Source organism: Acinetobacter sp. FDAARGOS_559, assembly GCF_003940475.1.
Classification (GTDB): Bacteria; Pseudomonadota; Gammaproteobacteria; order Pseudomonadales; family Moraxellaceae; genus Acinetobacter; species Acinetobacter baumannii.
Map to the genome: position 1 here is coordinate 2,205,465 of NZ_RKJG01000005.1, position 19,431 is coordinate 2,224,895.

Consider the following 19,431-nt stretch of genomic DNA (forward strand, 5'->3'; position numbering starts at 1 on the left):
TTAATTACTTTAAACTTACTTTTTAGCCGTCTTAAACACTGGATAAAAACGGAATAACTGCCATAAACAAACCAATAACAGTAAAAGGAAATAGGCCAATGACCAAACTGGTAAAGACTGACCTAAAAAAGTCCAGTCAATTGCCGCACACTCACCTGAGCCAGAAAGTACTTCTTGTAAAACGGTTTTCATTGGTAAAGCATCAATGAGGTAATTTAAACCCGGACCACAGCTTGGCACTTGATCTGGTGGTAAATGCTGTAGCCAAACATGTCGGCCCGCCACCCCCACTGACCATAAAATTGCAATACCTGCCAAAAATGCATAAAAGCGTTTAATCGTATTGGAAACCGGGTTATGCAAAAACGCAATAAGAGCCACAAAACCCATTGCCATTAAGCCAACACGTTGAAAAATACAGAGCGGACATGGCTCCAACCCTTTTACATGTTCTAAATACAACGCAAAAGACATGCCGACAATGCTTGCCAGAACAAGCAGTCCACTCACCAAACGGTAACTTAATCGCATGTAAAACCTCGTTTTTATCTATATTGTTCAAGATATTGATCAAAACTGATCTGACTATCTTGCTCAAGTTGTTCTTGCTGCTGTAAAGATTGCACAGCCAATTGTTCAAAATATTGCAAAGTCTCTGCACTAATCTCATGCTTTTCATAAGTTTCAGCATGTAACTGTGCCATATGACTACCAAAGCTCCAGGTTCCACCATGCTTTAATGTGTCATCAATCACATGAGCAGATAATGTTTCATCTACTTCATCAATACGTTCTTGCATCACAGCCAAAGCCGAGCTGTATAGATCTGTGGCATAGGTCTGATCGAGTAAGCGAGCACAATCCTGCATTTTAGAAATATGCTGACGTGCCCAATCTTCAATATGGTAAGACCCGTTTAAATCAGTAATGGTTGCGTTTGGTGCTCGGCCACGGTTAACCACTTCTGTCTGGTTTTTCTCAATCAAATCTTGCTCAGGGCATAACAGTTCAGGACTATCGCTTAATAAACAATAAAGCGCTAATGCCTCAAGGAAACCTGCTGTTGTTTCATTGACGCCAATTGCCGAATATGGATTTACATCCACTGCACGAAGTTCAACATAACCCACTCCTCGATTTTTCAAGGCCTGAGATGGTGTTTCACCCGCTTGAGGAACTTGTTTTGGACGCACGAGACTGTAATATTCATTCTCGATTTGTAAAACATGATCATTAATTTGCAATGGTTCACCAGAGGCATCATTTAACCCTAAACGGCTAAATGGCGGATATGGAGAATGTACTGCTTTTTGTAAACCATCCAAATAACCAGTTAAGTTGTTATAGTGAATGCCTAAACTTTTTTGTGCCGAGTTTTGGTAGCCTAAACGTCCCATACGCAGAGCTGTAGCATACGGTAAATAATATGACCCTTTGATTAAAGGCAACAAATGATGTTCATGACCCGTCAGAAAACAACGGCAAACCGATGGACTCGCACCCACCAAAAACATAACCAGTGGCGTTAAACGAATAAAGTTACGAATCAGACCAAAATAGCGATGACTACGATAATCTTGCAGACTAAGTGCTTTTAATTTTTCGTCAGTTTCATGTGCCTGCAAGGCAGAAAAAAGAGAATCAGGGAAAGATAAATTATAGTGTACGCCCGAAATCGTCTGCATACGGCGACCATAACGAATACCTAAACCACGGCGATAAAGCGTCTTGAAACGGCCAATATTAGAAGTGCCATATTGAGCTAGACGAATACGTTCTTCATTGTCATCTAGCATACATGGCATAGACAACGGCCAGAGTTTTTCACCATTTTCTAAATGACGGTGCACAACCGCATGAATATCGGTGAGCTCATGCAAGGCATCACCAATGGTTGGCTGTGGTGAAGTAATAAACTCCATCAACGCTTCAGAATAATCTGTGGTGATTTTCGGATGTGTTAAGGCTGAACCTAATGCCTTTGGATGTAACTCTTGTGATAAGAACCCATTACTTTGCATACGTAGGCTTTCACGTTCTATTCCACGTAACATGCCTTGTAGTAGCGACGAATCCACCCAAGCAGGAATAACTGATTGAGATGGTGTAGTGGGTTGACTCATGCATTTGCTCGCTTATAAAAGATCACTATATACAAAATCGTGACATGATACGGCTATTGATATGATCACATCATTTCAGTTTGGCAATTTTTATCACAATCTTGTTATTTAAGACACGAAAGAATTGTGATTTTATTGAAGAATAATTGCTAAAGAGTTGTCAATATCATGAACGATCAAGACATTTTAAACTTCTGGTTTTCACCTGAACACCGTTCACTCTGGTTTGCAAAAAGTGAGGATTTTGACGCAAAAATTCGTGATCAATTTGCAGACGTTCATCGACAGGCAACTCGAGCAGAACTTTGGTCTTGGCGGAAAACACCAGAAGGTCGTCTTGCAGAGATTATTGTGCTAGATCAGTTTTCTCGCAACATTTATCGTGATCAACCCGAATCTTTTGCTTATGACGGCCTTGCTTTAGCCTTGTCACAAGAAGCAATTAGCTTGCAACTCGATGCACAACTTAACCCAGAACAGCGCTCGTTTTTGTACATGCCATTTATGCATAGTGAATCAAAGTTGATTCATGAGTTTGCTTTAAAATTATTTCAACGCCTCGGCAATGAAATTAATTTAAGCTTTGAGAAAAAACATAAAGTGATTATAGATCGCTTTGGACGTTATCCTCATCGCAATGCCATCCTTGGACGTGTCTCAACACCAGAGGAAACCGAATTTTTATTAGAACCGAACAGTAGTTTTTAAGACTTCTCTATTTTTAATGCTGACGCATCCATTCTTTTATGCTCAGCTGGGAGTTCACCATGAAATATCTCTCTCTTTGTTTAGCTTTAGGCACTGCCATAACTTTAAGTGCTTGTTCAACTGTACCCAGCAAACCAAAAACTTTCGATCAGCTTGGCCAGTTTTCGGCCTATCCCTTAAATGCTCAAACGTTTCGAATCAGCTTTCAGGCTGATCCAAACATGAGCTATGGAGCAGCCGAAGAAATCACTTTGGTGAAATCAGCACAGACTACAGTACAAAAAGGTTTCCGCTTTTTTAAAGTGCTGAACGACCCAAGTAATCAAAGCCAAAAGCCACCGCGTCAAGCTGTAGTTTACCCATCTGCACCAAGCTTTTACCCGTATGGTTACTACCGCCGCTATCCGGGTTTCTGGCATGATCCGTTCTATGATTTCCCACAAGTGGTCAATATCGACCCTGTTCAAGTGTCGTATACTATTGAATGTTATCGGGATCAAAAGCAGGCTCCTCAAGATGCCTTTGATGCAACGTTAATTCTCAAATCTATCGGACAAAAATATGGTTTAAGCCCGACAGGAGAATTGTTGCCGCCACCTGAGCCGCCAGTAAAACAAAAATGAATAGGATGACCGTATGAATATGGCAGAAGAAGTACACCATGCACCCAATCTGAAGCGCAGCAAATATTTCGCTACGATGGCACTTATTATTGTGGTGGTGCTGTGGATTGGGTTATTGATCGCCAATCGCTTTCTGCCAGAGTACACAGACTTAATTCATATTTTAATGCTAGGTGCGGAAGCTGGTGTAGTGGGTGGACTAGCAGATTGGTATGCGATTACCGTTCTGTTTCGAAACCCATTTGGTAAGCTTCCTATCCCTAAGTTTTTACGTGATCATACCGAAATTATTCCACGTAATAAGGCACGTATTGCTGAATCAATGGGTCGATTTGTGCAGGAAAACTTCCTGTCGCCTCAGGTGGTCGAACGAAGCCTAGAAAAAACCGATTTAAGTCTTGCCATTGGCCAATGGCTTGCCAGTCCACAAAACAATACGCAAGTGGTACAACTCATTCAGCAAACTGTACCTAAAGTTTTTGAATTTGTTAGCCAAGAACAAATTGCCAATTTCGTGCAAAACAACAGTGTGCAATGGGTGCGTAACACTCAAGTCAATAAACTTGCGAGTGAAATGCTGCGTGCAGTATTGGAAAATGACTTCCACCAAGATGTACTGCAACGTGGCCTCGATATCGCGCATGAGTGGGTGGTACAAAATCCAGATAAAACTCGCGAATTGACAAGAAAAATGTTTAAAGCGCTGGGTGTCTGGTCTCTTGCAAAAGGTGCAAGCTGGATCGGTATTGATGTTCAGCAGCGCACCATTGATTCACTGGTTGAAAAAGTAGAATCAATGCTGGCTGACCATGAACACCCATGGCGACAGGAAATTGAAACTATTGCCCACTCGCTCATGCTGGAGTTGGCAAACCCTGAGAGTATTGCCAGCCAACGTCTAAATAGTGGCAAAGATGCGTTGCTAGATAGTCCTCAAGTACTAAATTTCATTAGTGGTGCTGTCACTATTTTATGTGATGCCATTAAAGAAGATTTAATGAAAGAAGACTCTGGTATTGCAATGAACCTCAGAGCTGCCATTCAGCAGTTGGGTGAAAACCTTGTCCAAAATGTAAAAGTACGTGAAGTTCTCAACAAAGAAATGACAGGACTTGCGATGAACTTTACGGACCAATATAGCCATAAAATCATACGCTATGTGAGTGAGCGCATTCATGAGTGGGACTCACGTGAAATGATTGGAAAAATTGAAAACGAAGTCGGTGGCGACCTACACATGATTCGTGTGAATGGCGTTGTAGTAGGTGCATTTATCGGCTTAACTCTAGGTGTAATACGAGCAGCGATTGAATCAATTTTATAACGTTAATAATTTCTTTAAGAGAACAATATGCTACAGCTTCAGTCCAAATTTCCCGCACAAGGGGTGACTATTTTTAGTACGATGACGGCAATGGCACAGCGCTTGGGTGCACTTAACCTTTCACAGGGTTTCCCGGATTTTCCTGCACCCCCTGCTTTGCTCGAAGCCCTATCTCAGGCAACTTTGGCTGGACACAATCAGTATCCACCTGGTGATGGCATTCTCGCACTGCGTGAACAGCTCGCTTTACAATTTCAACAGCGTGACCAACTTCAACGTGATCCTGTAACTCAAATCACGATTACGCCGGGTGCAACCATAGCAATTTTCTGTGCCATACAAGCCTGCATCAACACAGGTGATGAAGTCATTATTTTTGACCCGAGTTATGACAGCTATGGACCTTCTGTCGAGTTAGCAGGTGGTAAAGCAGTACATATTGCCTTGCAAGCACCTGACTTTAAGGTGAACTGGCAACAAGTTAAAGATCGAATTAACGATAAAACCCGTATGATTGTGGTAAATACTCCCCACAATCCAACAGGTACAATCTGGTCCAAACAAGACTGGTTAGAACTGATCGCACTAATTCAGGATAAAAATATTGTAGTTCTATCTGATGAAGTCTACGAACACTTAGTTTTTGATGGTCAACAGCACTTTAGCGCATTGCATTTCCCTGAGCTTAGAGAACGTAGTTTTGTGATTGGTTCTTTTGGAAAAACCTTCCATGTCACAGGCTGGAAAACCGGTTACTGCGTTGCTTCACCTGATTTAATGCGTTTGTTCCGCCAGATTTATCAATATGTTAATTTCTGTGGCACAACACCTTGTCAGATTGCGCTTGCACAATATATGCAGCAACACCCAGAACATATTCAGGAACTTTCACAGTTTTATCAGACTAAACGAGACCGATTTAATCAGGCGATTCACAATAGCCGTTTTTTGCTTAAACCATCGCAAGGAACTTATTTCCAAAACCTTGATTACAGCCAGATTAGACCTGACTTAAACGATGTGGAAATGTGCCAGTTTCTTGCCGAGCAACATAAGATTGTGGCTATTCCTGTTTCGGTGTTTTACCAACAAGCCCCAGAGTCTTTACGCCTAATACGGTTCTGCTTTGCAAAAAATGATGAAACACTGCAAAAAGCAGGAGAAATTCTGAATCAATGTTAATAAATTTAGTCACTTAGCATAGTAAAAATACTACAAGAAATTCCACACAACTATGCTAAGTTGAATATCCGACCCGCTCATCAAAGAGATGGGCGATGGAGAATACATGCCACCAAGACAGTCTTTAATTCATCAGCAAAATCTTTGGAAAACATTTTTTGTTTTCTTATTGCCCCTGATTGCAACCAATATCTTGCAAAACCTGTCCGGTACCATTAACACCATCTTTGTTGGACAAATGATGGGGGTCGATGCGATTGCTGCCGTCTCGGTTTTTTTCCCCATTTTGTTTTTACTGCTTGCGTTTATTATCGGCATTTCAACGGGTACTACTGTTTTAGTGGGGCAGGCATGGGGCGCGCAGAATATTGAAAAAGTTCAAAGTGTGGTGGGCTCTACTCTGTTTATGACCATCATTGGCGGTATCATTACCGCAATCATTGGTGTGTTTTTTGCCCATGATATTTTAGAACTTTTAGGTACGGATCCGAAGGTGATGCACCTCTCTTTGCCTTATGTGCAATGGATGTTGGCAGGTAGTCCTCTTCTCTTTGTTTATATTATCTATACCTCAATTTTACGCGGTGTAGGAGACAGTACTACTCCTTTACTTGCACTGGCTTTAACCAGTGTGATTGGTTTGGTCATTACCCCGATATTGCTTAAAGGTTATTTTGGTTTACCCGCTTTAGGAATTATTGCTCCGGCAATTGCGACCATTACTGGCTATGTAGCTATTCTCATTTTTCTTGCAATTTATCTAAACAAGAAAAAGCATCCACTTCGGCCGAACCGTCAGCTTTTGCAACATATTCGTCATAATTCGGAATTAAGTAAAATCATTTTACGCCTAGGTGTTCCAACCGGTATTCAAATGATTACCACTTCAATGGCCGGTTTAGTCATTGTGGGTTTAGTGAACCGTTTCGGAGCTCATGCCACAGCTGCGTATGGTGCCGTGAATCAGGTACTCAACTATATTCAATTTCCAGCGATTTCGATCTCTATCGCGGCCTCAATCTTTGCAGCACAAGCGATTGGTGCAGGTAAGTCGGACCTACTTGCACGTGTTACACGCACCGCTTTAGGTATGAACTTTTTGTTTACAGGTGCCTTAATTGCACTCGGCTATCTATTTTCAAAATATTTGATGGCTTTATTCATCACAGATCCAACTGTGGTGGTGTTAGGGCAACAGCTTTTATTTATTGTACTTTGGGCAATTTTATTCTTTGGTGCAGGTGCCATTTTTGCATCAATTATGCGTGCCAGTGGGACTGTAACCGTACCGATGCTGATTAACATCTCTGCCATTTTATTTATTGAAATGCCATGTGCTTACTGGTTTAGTTCGATGTGGGGACTTAAAGGCATTTGGGTCGCCTATGCCTTGGCATTTGTCAGTTTATGTATTATTCAAGGCTTGTATTATCAATTTATCTGGAAGAAAAAGAAGATCAAAGTTCTTATTTAGAATGCATTAAACCTTATAAAAAAGCCATCAATTGATGGCTTTTTTCTTTTAAACCTTATTTCATCCATTTGGTTACAATGGTTGAAGCACGTTGATATCCCGTTGGGAATAAACGCTGGAATGCATCCAGAATTTTTGCATCGCTACCGATGAGTAAACGGCGTTTATTTTTCAAAACTGCATCCAAAATTTGACGAGCTGCTTCCTCTGGTGGGGTACGCAATAACTTGTCAAAGTTTTGAATCGATTTAGTTGGGTCCATACCCAAGCTACTCAAGCTATCACTCATTTTTGCAGCTTTAGCGATATTAGTACGAATACCACCCGGATGTACACATAGCGAACTTACGCCGCATTTTTCAATATCTAATTCTTGACGCAATGACTCAGTAAAACCGCGTACCGCAAATTTAGTTGCATTATAGCCAGACTGGGTTGGCTGAGCCGTTAAACCAAATAAGCTGGAAATATTAATAATATGGCCATCTTGTGTTTGCTTAATGAACGGTAAGAATTCTTTAGTACCGTAAACCACGCCCCAGAAGTTAATTCCCACAATCCACTCTAAATCTTCGTAAGTCGCGCCTTCTACAGTTGAGCCTAAAGCTACACCAGCATTGTTAAAAATCAGGTTAACACAGCCATGATCTTGAACAGTTTCCTGTGCCCACTGCTTTACTGCCTCGCGGTCAGAAACGTCTAACTTCTTGGTTGTTACAGTAATGTTACTGTACGGTTTTAATAGCTCAACAGTTTTCTCTAAGCCCTTTTCATTAATGTCACTTAATGAAAGATGGCAGCCCTGCTTTGCCAGAAGAATTGCTAATTGTTGCCCAATGCCAGAACCCGCACCCGTAATTGCAGCGACTTTGTTTTTAAAATTTTTCATTGTCCATCCTTTGTTTTTCGATTTGCACAACTGGTTCATTGCATGTGCAATTTAGACTCTTTCAATATAATTTTGACAATACACATTGTCAATATAGTACACTGTAATTTCAGATAGATTGGCACAATTCTGCTGACGGCTTTATCATAGGGCTCATATTTGCCGAAAAACCGATAAATTAGGAAACCATTTATTTATGGCGACAAACGACTCAACCAGTAAAAAGAAAACAAAAACTGTGAGTAAAGAACGTCAGTTCAAAGGGTTATCTCTGTCTGAGCGCAAAGAGGCACGCCGCGAAAAACTCATTGAAGCCGGTATTGCAACTTATGGAACCCTTGGCTTTTTTTCCGTGACGGTAAAAGATGTCTGCCAAGAAGCAAAACTCACCGAACGTTATTTTTATGAATCATTTAAAAAGAGTGAAGATTTATTCCAGACTATCTTTTTAAAAATGATTGAAGAATTACAGCAAAACTTGATGCAAGCCGTCATTAAAGCGGCTCCAGACCCTGAGCAAATGGTCGATGCTGGTTTACGTGCTCTACTGAGTACTTTAAAAGACGACCCTCGTTTGGCTCGTATTGTGTATGTCGATGCAATTTTGGTCCAAGAATTACATAATCAAGCCACCATTCAGGAAACTCTCGCCCAGTTTGATCGTATGATTCAAGCTTTTGTGATGCTAACCATGCCGCAAATCCAGCATAACGAAAATGAACTCTCATTAATCGCTACTGGTTTAAATGGATACGTGACGCAAATTGCCGTTCGATGGGTGATGGGCGGGTTTAAGCAGTCTCTAGAGCAAGTTTTAGCGGCCTGCCGTATCGTTTTTTTAGCTTTGCTCGCGAAAGTTTCAAAATAATATTAAAGTTTTTTGACACTGTTTTTATTTTAAAAACCTCGTTTGAGATAAGCTTGTAACACACTGAATGGTTTTAAGAAAATTTATACCGCCCTGTCATCATTTGGTCATGTGCTTGCCGTATTTTTGTCACAAATTATTGCTAAATTCGATTTTATAGACTTTTCTGCAATGAAATTGTCATAATTAATCTTTGTAATAAGCCTGTCATAACTACAAAACGGTTCACCGTTAAAATCTACAAGGTATTACGCTGTGAAAGATGACTATATTTTAATTGTCGATGATGAGCTTCCTATCCGCGAAATGATCCATACCTCTTTGGACATGGCAGGCTTTCAGTGTTTACAGGCAGAAGATGCCAAACAGGCTCATCAAATTATCGTCGACCAACGTCCGGCGCTTATCTTGCTCGATTGGATGTTACCCGGGGGCGTAAGTGGGGTCGACTTATGTCGCCGTTTAAAACGTGATGAAAATCTAGCAGAAATTCCTGTCATTATGTTGACCGCTCGCGGTGAAGAAGACCACAAAGTACAAGGTCTAGATGCTGGTGCAGATGACTATATGACCAAACCATTTTCAACACGTGAACTGGTTTCTCGTATTAAAGCTGTTTTACGCCGTGCAAATGCATTAAGCGGTGAAAAAACAATTGATGCCAATGGTTTAATTCTTGATCCTGTAAGCCAACGCGTAAGCTTTGGTAACAGTATTTTAGATATGGGACCAACAGAATACCGTCTGCTTGCATTTTTTATGACCCATCCGGAACGTGCCTATACACGTGCCCAGTTGCTCGATCAAGTGTGGGGCGGTAATGTATACATCGAAGACCGTACTATCGATGTGCATATCCGTCGTTTGCGTAAAGTCTTAGAACCTTTTGGTGTAGATCGATTTGTTCAGACTGTACGTGGTACAGGTTATCGTTTCTCAACACGTGCAGATTTAGCCGCAGGTTAACCAAAATTTATGTATGAACCCTACCCCGTCCCCGAACAGGTACGTGAACAAAAGCTTTCCCGCTACAGTAGTTTATGGACGTTTGCTAAACAAGATTTACGACTTTTATTATTTTTCCTGATTATTGCAGGTTTAGTCGGTTTAGGAATTGGGTATTTCTGGAGCTGTATTTTTATTGCCTTTGTGGTGTTTTTTACACTTCAGTTGCGTTCTTTATATTTGGTCAATGACTGGATTGCCAATAATCCATACGATGTCCCTCCGAACCTCAACGGAATTTGGGGGGCATTATTATTTAACGTTTATCGTGCCCAGCGCCAAGAACGTATTGTTCAAGCGGAAATGGTAGGACTTATTGACCGCGCTCAATCTTCATTAGTTGCACTTGCCGAAGCGGTAGTCTTGATTGATGATCAACATCAAATTGAATGGTGGAACCCAGCCGCAGAGCGTTTACTAGGAATTAGTCCACTTGACCGTGGTCGTAACTTATTAACCATTTTGCGCCAGCCAACTTTTATTGAATATTTTAACAATATTGATCAGGCACCTGATGGGATTAAGCTGCATTCCAATTTTGATGATGACCGTTATGTGCAGGTCAAACTCACACGGTTCGGTGGAGAAAGTCGCTTACTCGTAGCTTACGACGTAACGCGTATGCACAACCTTGAGCAAATGCGTAAAGACTTCGTCGATAATATTTCGCATGAACTTCGTACGCCCTTAACTGTACTCAGTGGCTATATCGAAACATTTACCGACCAAGAAGATATTAACCCGCGCTGGAAACGTGCATTTGATCAGATGCAATCTCAAACCAAACGTATGAATGCGTTGGTTAATGATTTACTACTGTTATCAAATTTAGAAAATAATAAGAAAATCGCAAAAAATCAGATTATTGAAATGCCGAGCTTAATGAATCAATTATTTGATGATGCTCAGGCCTACAATGCCGATTATGGGCATACACTCAATTTACATATTGATAGCCACTGTGACCTCATCGGTTCAGACATGGAAATTGCCAGCGCATTTAGTAATTTAATTACTAATGCCATTAAGTACACACCAAAAGGCGGAACCATTACCATTGGCTGGCACGATGACGGTGAGCATGCTTACTTTAGCGTACAAGATACCGGTATCGGCATTAACCCTAAACATTTACCACGTCTGACTGAACGCTTCTACCGTGTAGACAGCGACCGTAGTCGTCAAACTGGTGGAACAGGTTTAGGCTTGGCGATTGTAAAACACGTACTCATGCAACACGGCGCCTATTTAGACGTGCAATCTAAAGAAAATGAAGGATCAACCTTTACCGCAGTGTTTCCAAAAGAAAGACTCTATAACATGACTTAAAATCATCTTTCTTCAAATATAAAAAGCCGACTTATGAAAAGTCGGCTTTTTTGTAGCATTTAAACCTATTTATTTAAAATTTGAACAATAAGATTTCGCCTGTTTTTTCTCTATTGCATTTAAAAAGTCAGTGGCAAAAGTATTACTCTGACGTAGTGCATCGCGATGATCTCCACCATCAATCGTTTGATAAATTGTTGGTTTTTTTAATTTACATAGCTGTTGGTAATAAGCATATGTTCCTCTAGGGTCAACTAAATGATCTTTAGAACCCTGAACAATCATTAACGGTACAGTCGGCACCATATTTTCAATAGACTGCTGTTTTAAATAAGACAAAAGAGGTTTTAAATCTGCATTAGGTCGAAATATGCTAGAAGGAGATTTCTTCAAATCAGATTGAAGTTCAGATAAACAGCGGCTACGTGCTTGAGTCAGCACTGTGTTCATTTCTGCACTGACTAAGTTTTCAGGAACAATGCTTGGTTCTGCTGCTTGCGCTCCCAATAACACAATTGGGAAAAATGCTGCCACACTTGGTTCTGGGTTTGGATTACTCTGCACATATTCTGCAATGCCTTCATATTGATAGCCGCCTGGCGCAAGAGCAATCGCTCCTTTTAGATCGAGTTCAGGAGCATCTTTTTGACCATAAGCCGCCACGGTAATAGCAGCAGCACCGCCTTGGCTATGTCCCATCACCAACCACTGTTGATTAAAATCTTTTGGCTTAAGCATATGTAACGCCCGCACTGCATCTACTACTGTATGCAGTTGGCTCTTTGCATTCATATAGGGATGTGCGCCTAAAGTGCCCAGACCTTGATAATCAGGTGCGACTACTGCATAGCCTCGTGCAAGCCAACCATCTAACGCTTTTGAAGCAACTTCCTGATATGAATGAACTGGTCCACTGGCATAATCACCCGAAGGTGCACAAGTATCGGCTACTCCTGTCGTACCATGCGCCCAAGCCAGTATCGGCCAGCCATTTTTTGGTGGTGTTCCTTTCGGTAATAAAATAAATGCTGAGGCAACGATAGGCTCGCCATTCACACCTCGACTACGATAATTTACTAATAAGCGCTGATTTGCATGAGGAAATAAATCCGTCACATCTTGTTGCGCTATAGAAAGTATTGAGCCCGGTTTTTCACTCACAATTTGCTTACTCAAATCTGTAATTGGAGCAGCCATAGCAGAACCAGATATCAAACAAATACTGCTAAATAAAATTTTTAATAAAGAATTACTTTTTCTAATCAAGGGATTACTCCTCTATTTTCTAATCATCATTTCAAATTAGTTTTATAAAAAAATATGCCCCCTATTGCATATAAAGAACCTAACAAGAGGCAAATGAAAGAACTCACATATCAAAATAGAGGACTATTCTCACTAAATCTAGACTTTAAGCATAGAAATGCCAATTCATAGAAAATAAAAAAGAGAGCAAATGCTCTCTTTTTAAATCTATTGATGGGTTAAAGCGTATGGCCCATACGTTCGCCCATAACAACAACGGACTCGGCTTTAAAACGCTTTTCCCACTCGATTTTATCTTTTTCAAATAAAATAATTGCGGTAGAACCTAAATAAAAACGGCCAAGCTCAGCACCTTTCTCTAACTTCAACTCATGATGCTGTAATTCGATACGACCCGATGGTTTTACTTTACCTGTTGCCACAGTTTCAATACCTGCCACAATCATAGCGCCGACCAAAACAACGGCCATACGACCAAGCTCAGTATCAAATAAACATACCATACGCTCATTACGGGCAAATAATCCCGGTACATTTTCAGCAGTCACCTGATTTACTGAAAATAACTCACCTGGTACATATAACGTTTCAGTTAATGTGCCTGAAAATGGCATATGAACACGGTGATAATCACGTGGAGAAAGATAAACCGTTGCAAACTCACCTTCTTGGAAAGGCTGAGCAAGTTGTGGATCGCCAATTAACTTTTCTACAGAGAAACTTTGGCCTTTTGCTTGAAATACTTCGCCCGCAGTGATTTTACCAATTTGAGAAATCGCGCCATCCGCTGGTGAAACAATACTATCCGGATTTTCATCAACTAAACGTACGCCATCTTTCAAGGCACGGGTAAAGAAATCATTAAAAGATTTATATTTCAGTGCATTGCCTTGTTCAGCAATCGATAAATCAATGCCATACTTGGTTTTAAATGCATGAATAACAGCAGCTTTTAAAATTGGATTTTCACTTGCAGCAACTTTGCCCACTACACGACTTAACTGATGCTGAGGAACAAGATTTTGTGCCTTAATAAATAATTCTTTTTTTAAGCGAGATGTAAAACTCAAGACGGCGATTCTCCAGTAATGATAGGACTATCGAGGCGATTGCCCCATTCACTCCACGCACCATCATAGGCTTTTGCTTCCCAACCTAAAAGTCTAGCCAGAATATAAGCCAAACCAGAACGGTGATGTGACTGGCAGTATACGACTACAGGTTGCTTTAAATCGAACCCAAGTTGTTCAAGACGCTGCCGCGTGCGTTCAAGCGGATGCAATTTTAGATGATTTTGACGATTAAGTGCAGTACTCCATTCAAAATGGAGGGCATTTGGAATGTGACCGCCGCGTCGCGCTGCTAAACGGACGCCACTATATTCATCACTGGTTCTGCAATCCCACAATTGCACACTTTCTTGCTCAACTTGTTTGCGTAGTTCTTCATAGTTCACTCGGAACTGAGCAGCATGTGATAAATCGATCTGAATTAAGTTATCAACTCGAGGTAATTCTTCAACCTCGGCTGTGGTGGGTAAACCTGCACCAAGCCATGCATGAATTCCGCCATTAATTAAACTTGTACGTGTAAAACCTAAGCAATGCAAATTCCAGATTAAACGCCCTGCCCATGCTCCACCTTCATCATCATAGACCACCACATGGTGATTTGGTGAAATATTCAATTTTTCAATAAGCGCTTGTAAACCTGCTTCATCCGGTAAAACACCTGTTGCTTCTTCATGTTGAGCAACTAACCATTTAGGCTGTAAGTGAATAGCATGCGGAACATGGAGTTGCTCATAAACTGATGCACGGCTCAAATCTACAATACGGATATATTCATTGCCTAAATAAGGCACTAACTCTTCTGCTTCTATTAATAAATCGAGTTTAAAATCAGGGAGTGTCATCGTCATGGTTACTTTTTATACCAGCTTAATTTCATCTTAGCATAAGCTTATATCTATCAAACTCTGATTTTCTGCTACCGTTTAGCAGAAAATCAGATATAAACATTCACAAGCGTTAAGTAGCTGCCAAACTGTCAGACTACATTGTGATTAAACAGCTTCATCAAGTTCTTCAATTTGGAAAACCTGACGTAAATAAGCCAAGAACGTATCGTTATCAGTCATGGTTTTGCCAGGGCTATCCGAAATTTTGGCAACCGACTGACCATTACACTCAACCAGTTTCAATACAATATTGAGCGGTGTTTGGCCCATGTCATTGGTCAAATTAGTACCAATACCGAAACTCACCTGAAAACGGTCTTTGAAATATTGATGTAGCTCCCAAGCCTTTGGCAAATTAAGGCCATCACTAAAGGTCAACATTTTGGTTTTAGTGTCAATTTTTAATTTACGGTAGTGCGCATAAGCCTTATCACCCCATTCATATGGGTCACCACTGTCATGACGTAAGCCATCAAATAGTTTGGCAAAATACAGGTCAAAATCTCTTAAGAAAGCGTCCATACCAACAACGTCGGTCAAAGCAATTCCTAAGTCTCCACGGTACTCCTGTACCCATGTTTCTAAAGCAGCTTTTTGAAAATCACGTAAACGGACATCAAGCGCCTGAAACGCCTGCAAGAATTCATGTGCCATGGTTCCAATTGGCGTGATACTTAATTCTTTAGCCAGCAAAACATTACTCGTTCCACGGAATACATTTGGCACAGTTTTATGAAATGCAGCAACTACATGTTTTTGCCATTCAAAACTATACCGACGGCGTGTACCAAAATCAGAAACTAAAAATGGAGGATCATTCGGCTGTTGAGATTTTTCGTACTGCTGAATCAATTCAAGCTTTGCTTGTAAACGTCGTTCGCCTTCCGCCCAAACTTCGTCTGTTTTAATGCGGCTAAAATATAATTCATTTACAATTGCTAAAACAAAAATCTCAAACATCATGGCCTGAACCATTGGCCCTTCAATCCGAATATCTAGTCGACCTTCATTATCAATACTGGCCTGAATAAAACGTCGTTTAAGTTGGAATAATTCTAAATAATCGACAAAGTCGCTTTTAATAAAGCGTAATTTTCTTAAATATTGTAATTCGTCTTCTTTATATTTGAGATTACATAAATGGTCGAGTTGCTCGTTTAAGTCATCCAAAATATCCACTAATGGATAAACAGTATCTTCTAAATTTCTGCAACGAAAATGGTAGACACTATGTGTTTGCGGGAATTTATGCAAAACCACTTGTAGCATCGTAAATTTGTACAAGTCTGTATCAAGTAAAGAATGGATAATTGGAGACATAGTCAATGATTATTCGCTTGCTTCTTAGCATTAAAGCATATTTTTATAGATGAATTATGAGCTTTTATACCATTGTTGCAACTCCATGAAATTTCCTTTTAAAAATCATTTAAATTAATTTCTGCTAAACTGCATCAATTCAAATAATTGCAGAAACTCTCTCTAACAATGCGCGCTTTAATACAACGAGTTCTTGAAGCTAAAGTGGTGGTAGACGGTGAAACGACCGGTGAAATCCAGAATGGCTTATTGGTTTTTTTAGGAATTGGCCGAGACGATACTTTAGCCATAGGTCAGAAGCTTATCGATAAGATTTTGAAATATCGTATTTTTGATGATGAGCAAGGCAAAATGGGCTGGAATGTATCTCAAGCAAATGGCGGAGTCCTGCTTGTCTCTCAGTTCACGCTCATGGCACAAACCCAAAAAGGCTTACGTCCAGACTTTGGTCCAGCCATGCCACCGAGCGACGCAAAAGCACTATATGAACAGTTGGTAGAATATACTCGTTCACAGTTTGAAAATGTTCAAACAGGTATTTTTGCTGCGGACATGAAAGTTCATTTGATTAATGATGGACCAGTCACTTTCAATCTGGAAGTTGAAGCATAGATATAAAAAAACTCCCAATCGGGAGTTTTTTGTTAGATCTTAACGACCAGTTTTTTCTTTAATAAAAGCACGTGCTTGACGTACTTTATCTTTTACTGGTTTTGGTAATTTTGGTGGAATCAATTTAGCTGCTTGGTTAAACCAAACGAGCAAGCTGAAATCACCTTCCATTTTAATGCTGCCGTCTTGCATACCCGTCATAAATGCTGTTGGGTCACCTTTGAGTAAAGTTTTTACGCCTTGTTCGCTATCTGCAAACTGCAAAATAAAGTCAGCTTTTTCAGGTGATCCAGCAACTGTATCGATGTGACCATGATTAATAATAATTTGGCGAGCCACACCTAAATCAGTACCAATTTGAATGCGGAATGCGCGGTCATGCACTAGCTCAATAAACTTAGGACTTGTACGTGCCAACTGTTTCATACGCAGCGCCAAACCTGCTACCAATAAATCTAACGGGTCTGTACTGACATCAACAAGTGGTAACTTGACTACAGGTATAGAAGAAAGTTTCATGAACATTCACGCCTATTGTATTTTTATGAAAACCTTGGGGCAAAACTCAGCAAGGACTCACCATTGCCTGTTTCGTGCATCGACTGATGATATTCTAATTGGCAACGCAATCTATATATGAAACGTCAACAGACCAGTCTATCGTAGCATAACTGGCTATTTTTTAATAAATGCTTTGTATAATAAAAATCATGTTTTCGTAAATAAAAAAGGCATGCTGTGCATACCTTTTTACCGTTAGATAACAATTGAATTATCGGCTCGAACATTGCTGCTGATCATCTTCATATACTGGCGTGTGTTCTATATATTGGCGATTTGCCAAAGCCTTCTGTGCCTGTTTATCCTCACGTAATAAAACAAATGTAACCATTACCATCGCTAGACTTAGTGCAGTTAAATAACTATATGTGACTGGCATTTCAAAAGTGACTTGAACTCCAAAACGGACCACTTCCAATAGCCCCCAAAAAAACATCCCTGCAAGCATAAAACCAAGCCAACGACGGTAAGGAGAAAAGAACACAGCAACAAGCGCGACAGCAATTAAGCTGAGTCCGGCGATAGCGGCAAAATTCGCTGTTACCATAGAAACCTCCGTCTTAATGAAAACGTCTAAAAACATTCGGTCTGAACACCAGACCTCATTCCAAAAACAACTTTAATTCATGATTTGTGTTGAAGCTTAGAAAGCATTATGGATGTTTTTTTTTAGAAAAAAAGACCTGTTATTTGTCGATGCGACATACTTTGTCGCAACATTCTTTTGTCATTACATTTTTGTAAATTTAAAAAAGTTCTACTTCCTATATGGCATCAATTCTGGCGTGTCATTACAAAAAACTATGCTGTTTTTTTGCCTCAAAATAAGTTTTTTTCAGTTTTTTTTATTGCCTTTTTTCTGTGCATAATTTTGTCATAACTTGCTTGTTTTTATGACTATTCTGCATAAAAAAAGCGCTACTCTTGAGCAGCGCTTAATGATTGTTCACTATTATTTAAGCACGGCTTAAATCTTTGTCATGCATACCGAGTAAATACAGTACTCCATCCAAACCAACGCTTGAAATCGCCTGATTTGCATTTTGACGCACCAGTGGTTTAGCACGATATGCCACGCCAAGTCCTGCAATCGCAAGCATCGGTAAATCATTTGCGCCATCGCCAACAGCCATCGCTTGCTCTAGTGAAATACCGAGTTTGTTCGCCAGCTCACGCAGCAACTCTGCTTTACGAGCACCATCAACAATTACACCTTTTACTTCACCAGTCACAACGCCATCTTGTACATCTAAAACGTTAGCGTGAACTTCATCAATGCCTAATTTAGCTTGTAAATATTCAGCAAAATATTGGAAGCCACCAGATAAAATTGCCGTTTTATATCCAAGTGCTTTTAAAGTCGAAATGAGGCGCTCGGCGCCTTCAGTGATCGTCAATCGCTCTGCAATTTTAGGTAAAACTGATGCATCAAGACCTTTGAGTAAAGCGACCCGCGCACGGAAACTTTGCTGGAAGTCCAACTCACCTTGCATCGCTCTTTCAGTGATTTCAGCAACTTGCTCACCCACCCCTGCTTCAAGCGCCAATTCATCAATCACTTCTTGTTCAATTAAAGTTGAATCCATATCGAAGCAGACTAAACGGCGGTTACGTCGATAAGCGTTATCTTCCTGAACAGCCACATCAATATTTAATTCGCTTGAAAGAAGCAAACAAGCTGCACGCATAGCTTGAGCATCTAAAGTCGGACCACTGCTTAAACCAAACTGTACACAAGCACGGCGAGGCAATGTGCTATCTTTTTCAAGGTCTACACGGCCAGATAAACGAGTTACCGTTTCAATGTTAAAGCCTTGGCTAGACACAATTTGTGTAACGGCTTGTAAATGTGCAGCAGTGAGTTCCGGTGCTAAAGCCGTGACGATATAACGAGTTCGTCCACCTTCGCTGACCCATTGATCGTATTCTGCGCCCGAGATAGGTTTAAAGCGCACTGTTAAGCCAATATCATGTGCTAAAATCAAAATCTCTTTCATTGCCAACGCGGTCGCGGTTTCATTTTCAGAGGCGACCACAATGCCCAATGTCAGTTGATTATGAATAACAGCCTGACCTACATCCAGTATTTGCAATGAATGTACGGATAGTACTTGCATTAATCGGGTAAACTGGTTTGGTTGGTCCGGTCCTAAAAAGGATATAAGAATGATTTCTCGCATGAATTGA

General features: G+C 40.5%; 19 protein-coding genes. 9 read left to right on the forward strand and 10 right to left on the reverse strand.

Annotation, left to right across the window (positions count from 1 at the left end; genetic code table 11):
* Nucleotides 1-15: 15 nt before the first annotated feature.
* Together EGS71_RS12080 and gshA are read right to left on the reverse strand one after the other, a co-directional pair.
* The gene (locus tag EGS71_RS12080; protein ID WP_001240042.1) at nucleotides 16-531 is read right to left on the reverse strand and encodes a disulfide bond formation protein B; all 516 of its coding nucleotides are present in this window, start codon (nucleotides 529-531) and stop codon (nucleotides 16-18) included.
* A gap of 14 nt (nucleotides 532-545) precedes the next feature.
* The gene (gshA, locus tag EGS71_RS12085) at nucleotides 546-2,123 is read right to left on the reverse strand and encodes a glutamate--cysteine ligase (protein ID WP_000082281.1); all 1,578 of its coding nucleotides are present in this window, start codon (nucleotides 2,121-2,123) and stop codon (nucleotides 546-548) included.
* A 168-nt stretch (nucleotides 2,124-2,291) separates the two neighbouring features.
* On the opposite strand from gshA, the gene EGS71_RS12090 reads away from it, so the two are divergent.
* From EGS71_RS12090 to EGS71_RS12110, 5 genes are all read left to right on the forward strand, one after another.
* Nucleotides 2,292-2,831, forward strand: a complete 540-nt coding sequence (locus tag EGS71_RS12090; RefSeq protein WP_000999587.1) for a DUF924 family protein — start codon at nucleotides 2,292-2,294, stop codon at nucleotides 2,829-2,831.
* Between the two features lie 59 nt (nucleotides 2,832-2,890).
* A complete protein-coding gene (locus tag EGS71_RS12095; RefSeq protein ID WP_000876371.1) occupies nucleotides 2,891-3,454 on the forward strand; it encodes a CC0125/CC1285 family lipoprotein in 564 nt (187 codons plus the stop codon).
* A 13-nt stretch (nucleotides 3,455-3,467) separates the two neighbouring features.
* Nucleotides 3,468-4,778 carry a DUF445 domain-containing protein gene (locus tag EGS71_RS12100; RefSeq protein ID WP_001055481.1) on the forward strand — a complete coding sequence of 437 codons (1,311 nt, stop codon included), beginning with the start codon at nucleotides 3,468-3,470 and terminating at the stop codon, nucleotides 4,776-4,778.
* A 27-nt stretch (nucleotides 4,779-4,805) separates the two neighbouring features.
* Nucleotides 4,806-5,960 (forward strand): pyridoxal phosphate-dependent aminotransferase, encoded by a 1,155-nt coding sequence (locus tag EGS71_RS12105; protein ID WP_002010529.1) that lies wholly within the window; start codon nucleotides 4,806-4,808, stop codon nucleotides 5,958-5,960.
* A gap of 106 nt (nucleotides 5,961-6,066) precedes the next feature.
* Complete coding sequence (locus EGS71_RS12110; RefSeq protein ID WP_001135114.1) at nucleotides 6,067-7,434, forward strand: MATE family efflux transporter; 1,368 nt, start codon at nucleotides 6,067-6,069, stop codon at nucleotides 7,432-7,434.
* 55 nt (nucleotides 7,435-7,489) lie between these two features.
* Here the strand turns inward: EGS71_RS12110 and EGS71_RS12115 are convergent, their stop codons facing one another.
* Entirely contained in the window at nucleotides 7,490-8,323 is an 834-nt protein-coding gene (locus EGS71_RS12115; protein WP_000787753.1) for an SDR family NAD(P)-dependent oxidoreductase, read from the reverse strand.
* Between the two features lie 196 nt (nucleotides 8,324-8,519).
* Between EGS71_RS12115 and EGS71_RS12120 the strand changes: the two genes are divergently transcribed.
* The 3 genes from EGS71_RS12120 to phoR all read left to right on the forward strand — a co-directional run bounded on the left by EGS71_RS12120 (nucleotide 8,520) and on the right by phoR (nucleotide 11,525).
* Complete coding sequence (locus EGS71_RS12120) at nucleotides 8,520-9,191, forward strand: TetR/AcrR family transcriptional regulator (protein WP_000224581.1); 672 nt, start codon at nucleotides 8,520-8,522, stop codon at nucleotides 9,189-9,191.
* A 255-nt stretch (nucleotides 9,192-9,446) separates the two neighbouring features.
* On the forward strand, nucleotides 9,447-10,157 hold the full coding sequence (gene phoB, locus EGS71_RS12125; protein ID WP_000650776.1) for a phosphate regulon transcriptional regulator PhoB: 711 nt from the start codon (nucleotides 9,447-9,449) through the stop codon (nucleotides 10,155-10,157).
* Nucleotides 10,158-10,166: 9 nt separating this feature from the next.
* Complete coding sequence (phoR, locus tag EGS71_RS12130; protein WP_000273188.1) at nucleotides 10,167-11,525, forward strand: phosphate regulon sensor histidine kinase PhoR; 1,359 nt, start codon at nucleotides 10,167-10,169, stop codon at nucleotides 11,523-11,525.
* Between the two features lie 69 nt (nucleotides 11,526-11,594).
* Here phoR and EGS71_RS12135 read toward each other — a convergent pair whose 3' ends face one another.
* The 4 genes from EGS71_RS12135 to pncB all read right to left on the reverse strand — a co-directional run bounded on the left by EGS71_RS12135 (nucleotide 11,595) and on the right by pncB (nucleotide 16,071).
* Nucleotides 11,595-12,791 (reverse strand): alpha/beta fold hydrolase, encoded by a 1,197-nt coding sequence (locus EGS71_RS12135; RefSeq protein ID WP_000619887.1) that lies wholly within the window; start codon nucleotides 12,789-12,791, stop codon nucleotides 11,595-11,597.
* Nucleotides 12,792-13,009: 218 nt separating this feature from the next.
* Entirely contained in the window at nucleotides 13,010-13,861 is an 852-nt protein-coding gene (gene asd / locus EGS71_RS12140; protein ID WP_000011219.1) for an archaetidylserine decarboxylase, read from the reverse strand.
* On the reverse strand, nucleotides 13,858-14,706 hold the full coding sequence (locus EGS71_RS12145) for a sulfurtransferase (protein WP_000174475.1): 849 nt from the start codon (nucleotides 14,704-14,706) through the stop codon (nucleotides 13,858-13,860). The genes asd and EGS71_RS12145 overlap by 4 nt, the downstream gene beginning before the upstream one ends.
* A 150-nt stretch (nucleotides 14,707-14,856) precedes the next feature.
* Nucleotides 14,857-16,071: a nicotinate phosphoribosyltransferase gene (gene pncB, locus EGS71_RS12150; RefSeq protein WP_000074562.1), complete on the reverse strand. Its 1,215-nt coding sequence runs from the start codon at nucleotides 16,069-16,071 to the stop codon at nucleotides 14,857-14,859.
* A 168-nt stretch (nucleotides 16,072-16,239) separates the two neighbouring features.
* Between pncB and dtd the strand changes: the two genes are divergently transcribed.
* The gene (dtd, locus tag EGS71_RS12155; RefSeq protein WP_001202028.1) at nucleotides 16,240-16,683 is read left to right on the forward strand and encodes a D-aminoacyl-tRNA deacylase; all 444 of its coding nucleotides are present in this window, start codon (nucleotides 16,240-16,242) and stop codon (nucleotides 16,681-16,683) included.
* A 39-nt stretch (nucleotides 16,684-16,722) separates the two neighbouring features.
* Here dtd and EGS71_RS12160 read toward each other — a convergent pair whose 3' ends face one another.
* The 3 genes from EGS71_RS12160 to serB all read right to left on the reverse strand — a co-directional run bounded on the left by EGS71_RS12160 (nucleotide 16,723) and on the right by serB (nucleotide 19,424).
* Nucleotides 16,723-17,202 (reverse strand): hypothetical protein, encoded by a 480-nt coding sequence (locus EGS71_RS12160; RefSeq protein ID WP_000778126.1) that lies wholly within the window; start codon nucleotides 17,200-17,202, stop codon nucleotides 16,723-16,725.
* A gap of 253 nt (nucleotides 17,203-17,455) precedes the next feature.
* Nucleotides 17,456-17,791 (reverse strand): ciprofloxacin tolerance protein AciT, encoded by a 336-nt coding sequence (gene aciT / locus EGS71_RS12165; RefSeq protein WP_000255593.1) that lies wholly within the window; start codon nucleotides 17,789-17,791, stop codon nucleotides 17,456-17,458.
* 409 nt (nucleotides 17,792-18,200) lie between these two features.
* Nucleotides 18,201-19,424 (reverse strand): phosphoserine phosphatase SerB, encoded by a 1,224-nt coding sequence (serB, locus tag EGS71_RS12175; RefSeq protein WP_001206799.1) that lies wholly within the window; start codon nucleotides 19,422-19,424, stop codon nucleotides 18,201-18,203.
* Nucleotides 19,425-19,431: the final 7 nt, after the last annotated feature.

Coding starts and splice junctions, on each gene's coding strand:
- EGS71_RS12080 (WP_001240042.1), bottom strand. CDS start 531: ATGCGATTAAGTTACCGTTTGGTGAGTGGACTGCTTGTTCTGGCAAGC.
- gshA (WP_000082281.1), bottom strand. CDS start 2,123: ATGAGTCAACCCACTACACCATCTCAATCAGTTATTCCTGCTTGGGTG.
- EGS71_RS12090 (WP_000999587.1), top strand. CDS start 2,292: ATGAACGATCAAGACATTTTAAACTTCTGGTTTTCACCTGAACACCGT.
- EGS71_RS12095 (WP_000876371.1), top strand. CDS start 2,891: ATGAAATATCTCTCTCTTTGTTTAGCTTTAGGCACTGCCATAACTTTA.
- EGS71_RS12100 (WP_001055481.1), top strand. CDS start 3,468: ATGAATATGGCAGAAGAAGTACACCATGCACCCAATCTGAAGCGCAGC.
- EGS71_RS12105 (WP_002010529.1), top strand. CDS start 4,806: ATGCTACAGCTTCAGTCCAAATTTCCCGCACAAGGGGTGACTATTTTT.
- EGS71_RS12110 (WP_001135114.1), top strand. CDS start 6,067: ATGCCACCAAGACAGTCTTTAATTCATCAGCAAAATCTTTGGAAAACA.
- EGS71_RS12115 (WP_000787753.1), bottom strand. CDS start 8,323: ATGAAAAATTTTAAAAACAAAGTCGCTGCAATTACGGGTGCGGGTTCT.
- EGS71_RS12120 (WP_000224581.1), top strand. CDS start 8,520: ATGGCGACAAACGACTCAACCAGTAAAAAGAAAACAAAAACTGTGAGT.
- phoR (WP_000273188.1), top strand. CDS start 10,167: ATGTATGAACCCTACCCCGTCCCCGAACAGGTACGTGAACAAAAGCTT.
- EGS71_RS12145 (WP_000174475.1), bottom strand. CDS start 14,706: ATGACACTCCCTGATTTTAAACTCGATTTATTAATAGAAGCAGAAGAG.
- pncB (WP_000074562.1), bottom strand. CDS start 16,071: ATGTCTCCAATTATCCATTCTTTACTTGATACAGACTTGTACAAATTT.
- dtd (WP_001202028.1), top strand. CDS start 16,240: ATGCGCGCTTTAATACAACGAGTTCTTGAAGCTAAAGTGGTGGTAGAC.
- EGS71_RS12160 (WP_000778126.1), bottom strand. CDS start 17,202: ATGAAACTTTCTTCTATACCTGTAGTCAAGTTACCACTTGTTGATGTC.
- aciT (WP_000255593.1), bottom strand. CDS start 17,791: ATGGTAACAGCGAATTTTGCCGCTATCGCCGGACTCAGCTTAATTGCT.
- serB (WP_001206799.1), bottom strand. CDS start 19,424: ATGCGAGAAATCATTCTTATATCCTTTTTAGGACCGGACCAACCAAAC.